The sequence below is a fragment of the Bacillus sp. AFS031507 genome (genome assembly GCF_002584635.1).
In the GTDB taxonomy this organism is placed as follows: domain Bacteria; phylum Bacillota; class Bacilli; order Bacillales; family Cytobacillaceae; genus Neobacillus.
This window is the reverse complement of the sequence record NZ_NUOW01000088.1, coordinates 1-4,557: the sequence shown is the minus strand read 5'-3', so window position 1 is coordinate 4,557 and position 4,557 is coordinate 1. Positions and strand designations below refer to the sequence as shown.

General features: G+C 36.7%; 4 protein-coding genes. 1 reads left to right on the top strand and 3 read right to left on the bottom strand.

Going from position 1 to position 4,557, the window contains the following annotated elements; genetic code table 11:
• Positions 1–169: 169 nt before the first annotated feature.
• Positions 170–730, top strand: coding sequence for a hypothetical protein (locus COE25_RS29870; protein ID WP_142354538.1), 561 nt, complete (start codon positions 170–172; stop codon positions 728–730).
• Positions 731–867: 137 nt separating this feature from the next.
• Here the strand turns inward: COE25_RS29870 and COE25_RS29865 are convergent, their stop codons facing one another.
• The 3 genes from COE25_RS29865 to COE25_RS29850 all read right to left on the bottom strand — a co-directional run bounded on the left by COE25_RS29865 (position 868) and on the right by COE25_RS29850 (position 4,218).
• The gene (locus tag COE25_RS29865) at positions 868–1,332 is read right to left on the bottom strand and encodes a hypothetical protein (protein WP_098935225.1); all 465 of its coding nucleotides are present in this window, start codon (positions 1,330–1,332) and stop codon (positions 868–870) included.
• Positions 1,333–1,349: 17 nt separating this feature from the next.
• Positions 1,350–2,405 carry a DUF3231 family protein gene (locus COE25_RS29860; protein ID WP_098935224.1) on the bottom strand — a complete coding sequence of 352 codons (1,056 nt, stop codon included), beginning with the start codon at positions 2,403–2,405 and terminating at the stop codon, positions 1,350–1,352.
• 589 nt (positions 2,406–2,994) lie between these two features.
• Positions 2,995–4,218 (bottom strand): IS110 family RNA-guided transposase, encoded by a 1,224-nt coding sequence (locus COE25_RS29850; RefSeq protein WP_098935222.1) that lies wholly within the window; start codon positions 4,216–4,218, stop codon positions 2,995–2,997.
• Positions 4,219–4,557: the final 339 nt, after the last annotated feature.

The window sequence follows — 4,557 nt, the reverse complement described above, 5'->3', positions numbered from 1 at the left end:
ATCTGAGGGAGTTGAAGAAGAAAAGAGAATCTATATACTCAAAAAGAAGAAAGTTGGAATAACCTTGATATTTACTAGTGCATTTAATGACCTAGATACTTACCTCAAAGAACACCTACACACCATCACGTGCCACGATCTATTTAGCATAAAGCAGGATTTCTATGACATGGTTAGAACCCTCACTGGTAGTACTGCGAATCTGACCGGTATCACGGAACTACTTATCTTTCGTCACCTTTACCACACTCTTGGAATGACTGCACCTGTCTTTGATAAGTCCGTCTCAGACGGAAACAGTCAGCTATCTATCGGGAAGCGATTTATGGGGAAGAACGGGAGACCTCAAGACCCTGATATTGTGATTGAAAGAAACGGGGCCATTACTCACTTACTATCTATAAAAAATGCCCTAGCAACCAACTCTCCGAAGGATTTTGAAAAGGAGAGTGAAGTTATTCAAAACTTAATGAATAAAAATGGACCAAATCAGGTATGTAGCAATGGGATTGTGGATATTCATCGTATTGATAATATACGTCATGACCAACACAAGGATTTTAAGTCAATTACCGTAGTCTTTTCAAAGGTTCAAGACCGTCACCAACGGGCTATTGATATCATTCATGATACCTACGATTGGCACCGATTCATTGTCTTGGAGAACAACAAAAACCCGTTCATGGAAGTGCTTAAGAGAAACTTACCGCTTCTCATTCGAGTGGGATAATACACCTCAATCGGTGTTGGAAAATCTGTAGCACTTTTTAGTATTTCAACTAACGAATGCGATAGCTGAAGATTGTTTATTGTAAATTACATAAAATAGAACGCCATTCTTTTCATCACAAAACGAAATGGGCGTTCTTATTTTATGAACATTGTTATGAGTTTTTTTATAACTAACCCAATTAATACTCCTGGAATTACAAAAAGCATTGGTAAAAAAACAGGTCCTAACGATATTCCAAATAGCTTAATCTTGGTCGAATAAATTAAACCAACAGTTACAAAATATGCTGAAAAAACAAAAGGAAGAAATAAAAGCGGAGAAAATTCGTCTTCCCCATTTGCATCCTTTACTGCATCCCACATTGAAAAAAAGTACAAACAGGGATAAAACATTAGCCATTTGAAATTTATTACTTCAATAGACGTATCAATATTGCCATGAAAGCTTGAAATTATTGCTTCATTAAAATTAGATTGGATATTTACCAGAAATTCAAGAAATATAAATAATATGCCTTTTATATACTTTCGATTTAGTATTTGTCCAAAACCAGGTAATGCGATAGACCATAAAATTTTTTCAAATGCATTCTTATTCACATTTTTCTCATCCTACTTTAAGTCTGATTCCCTGGTGAAGATTCAGAGAGTTTTTTTCTATCTGGTGCAGTAAATGGTTCTTCCAACCACCCATGTTCTATCATCATATTTATTCCATCATTGATATACTTTCCAATCAGAGGAATAAACACTGAAAACTCTGCCGCTAGGTCATGTCTCATCACCTGCCCAAGGGCAGCACCCATGTTGGAAAGTGCTATGCTTCCTGATAATCCCCCATTAAATAGCATAAGTTTATCTGAAAATGGGGCACTAGTTGAATCAGTTACATGTGCATCCATTAACTTAGGAGAGGGCAAATCCTGATTAGATAAAGCTAAGGAGAATGCCTTAATTTGTTTACCTGAAAGTTGTGCACCTTCTCGAAAGTATTTTCTAAGCGTTTCTGAAGAAGCAACCTGACTAAAACCTAACATTAATGATTTGCCTAAAATATTAGTATTGATGTTTAATTGTAAATGCTTTATCTCAACTGCGGTAAGCGGTCTATCTCTTCCAGTTAGTATTGATATAAATGATTTTTTCTCAACAAAATCAACCTTATTAGCATAAGGAATTGTTGGAGGACTTAAATCCATTCCCTTAGAAAGTAATAAATGCATTCCTCTTTCATAGGTTTCTGCGGAATCATTTATATTGTTTCTAAAATAATTCATAATATCTTGTCTAGTCGCACTGCCATATGCACTACCATAGATTGTTAATGATATACTTGCCATTTGCGTAATATAAAAAACCATAAACATATCACCAAATAAACGAGGTGCATCTTTTCGAACATCCTGTTCCCCAAAACCTACAGGTACAGGGATTTTTTCCATGGTAAAAATATCACTTATTTGCTTAACATGTCTTCTAGAAAGTGCTATTGCAAATTCCACATAATCTTTAACCTCATCATCTTCCACCACTTGAAGAAAATGTTCGAATACACAAGTAAACATACTATCTCCCTGAAAATTAGCAAACAAATCAGCTAGTTCTGAAGCAGTTAGTTTTTTGTTTTGCTGATGTTCCGTAATCTGTGCTTCAACAAATGAATTCTTATCCATCTTGTTCCTCCCATTGCTTTATAAAGGTATTATTCTTGTATAGTTAGATAAATATTTAAATTTCTTCCAGTGGTTAAAATTCAGCACAATGTAAAAGAGACTATAATTTAAAATAGTCCCTTTTGCTTTGGTGTTTTTGTCTTGTTGTTAACTTATAATTCTCCAATTTCAGGGGATGTTATTCCTGACGTAGTTGATTCAATTTTCACTTATGTATTGGTGGATTGGTTACGTAGATTAGGTATTGCCTCTCTTGTACGAATGAAAAAGATTCATGTATCGTTGATTTTCCTTATAGAATCTTTGCTTTTGTATGGGTTTCAGTTTTTTAAAGAAAAGACACAGGAAAAGGATTATTGTAGTAATCAGATTCGGAGAGGGGAATAAGCCCCCTTTTTTTGTTTAGAATTGGTCTCACTCTGCTTTCTTCCGAAGATAAAGTTTGTGAAAACCTACACTTAAACTACTATGAAAATTCACTTCTATAAATTGGAAAAAAGGCAATGCTAAAGAAGACGCAGCTCATTCATTTTTTAAAAAAAGGAAGAGAGCGACAATTCATTGATCTATTGTTAATAAATTAGTTGGATTAGGATGCTTCTGGTTCTTTTATTGATACGATATAACCGAAACTTTCAAGCCTTCTTAAGGAATGCCGAACAATAGATTGCTGTCTTTTTTTATCGAAGTAGTCTTCGCCTAAATCTACATACATTTCCTTACGGGTTAATAGATAATAAGCAATCCTTAATATCGCATGGGCTACGACTATTCCAGCTTTTTTCGTTCCTTTTCGTGATGCTGTACGTCTATACAGTGCACCGAGATAGTTTTTTGATCCTCTAACTGAATGAGCTGCTTCAATTAATGCTGATTTTAAATATTTGTTTCCTTTTTTGGTTTTAGATGATTTCCTTTTTCCAGCACTTTCGTTATGACCAGGAACCAGCCCCGCCCAGGAACACATATGGGCAGCAGTAGGAAATTGTTCTTTAATATTATTTCCTAGTTCAGCCATCATTTGTTCCGCCATTCGTGTAGCGATACCAGGGATGGAATCAAGTCGTTCTATATCTTCTTGATAAGAACTCAACCTTTGAGCTACTTCTTGATCTAACATATCAATTTGCTCGGTAAGAAAATCAATGTGCTTTAAAATCGTTTTTAACATCAGACGTTGATGATTATGAATATAACCATTAAGAGACAGCTCAAGTTCCTCTTTCTTCTTTTTTAATGTACGTCGAGCAAAGTTTGCTAGTTTTTCAGGATCTTCTTCACCATCTGCCATTGCACGAAGCATATCTTTGGCTGAAACTCCCATAATGTCAGAAACAACCGACCCAAGTTTGATGTTGGCACCTTCTAAAACTTTTTGGATTCGATTGATTTGTCTTGCCCGTTCTTCAATAATACTTCGACGGTAACGCACAAGTTCTCGTAATTCTCGTTGGTTTCGATTTGGAATGTAACTGGGTTTAAGTAGTCCATGCCGAAGAAGTTGAGCAATCCACTCTGCATCCTTAACGTCGGTCTTGCGACCTGGGAGTGCCTTCATATGTTGGGCATTCACGACTAAAAACTCAATTCCTTCAGCTTCAAGCAGGTTTACGATGGGTTTCCAATATACGCTTGTGCTTTCCATAGCGACATGGGTACACTTATGTTCCTTAATCCAATCAATTAACTGTAATAAAAAAACAGTTTTAGTCGAAAAAGTTCTAATCTCCTTTCCTTCAGTTGTCATGACGCAGGCAGTAATGTTGTCTTTATGGACATCCATACCACACGCTCTTTCAATGATCACATCCATTGAAAACTTCCTTTCTACGGCTCATTATATTAGAGGCTGGTGCAACAACCAGAAATTAGGATTAATCTACTATGAGTGCTTCCCGTAAGGGAGCGACAATCAGTGATGCACCGTGGTCGAAGGAGTCAGACTAACGGATGGGCTCTAACGCACCATAGTGTATCGACCTTCCTCTCCCAGCCGTAGAATCAGTATTGACGGTTCTAATTCATTTTCATTCTCTGTGGTGCAGCGACGATTTTTCCGCTACATGGATGGCTAACGGGTGCTTGTGCGGCCGAGCCTAGGTCGTATCATATAGCGGGTGGGATTCCCGTCGAGTAAGAACTAGCCATTCGC